The following is a 386-nucleotide window of genomic DNA, read 5'->3' as shown; positions in this document are numbered from 1 at the left end:
GCTCAATACTTGACCAGCTAGATGCGCTTGCAACCATTACACATGCTGCCGGCCAAGGCGAAGCGGGCCGGCTCACTCTCGGGTTCTGTACATCGCTTACAGCCGGCAATCTTAGAGCTTCGCTGCTGGATTTTCGTCGACAATTTCCTGAGGTTGAACTCTCAGCGGTCGAACGACGACGCACGCATTTGGCAACCACGTTTCGCAATGGTTTGATCGATGTTCTTATCTTGACGGGAAGTATGCCGGCGCCAAACAGCAATACAAGACCTCTTTGGAATGAACGTGTCTTGGTTGTTTTGCCCGCTGACCATGCTCTAGCAACACGAGAGATCGTTTATTGGACTGACTTGCGTGGCCAGACTGTCATTTTGAGCGAATATGAC

At 51.3% G+C, this 386-nt stretch carries 1 protein-coding gene; it reads left to right on the top strand.

Annotated features, from left to right (window positions below):
* Positions 1–386, top strand: a 386-nt coding sequence (locus tag ACNFOC_RS55845) for a LysR substrate-binding domain-containing protein (protein WP_416966505.1), incomplete at both ends; no start/stop codon positions are given.

This window comes from Streptomyces colwelliae (assembly GCF_048158785.1).
In the GTDB taxonomy this organism is placed as follows: Bacteria; Actinomycetota; Actinomycetes; order Streptomycetales; family Streptomycetaceae; genus Streptomyces.
This window is presented reverse-complemented; position numbering and strand designations above follow the sequence as displayed.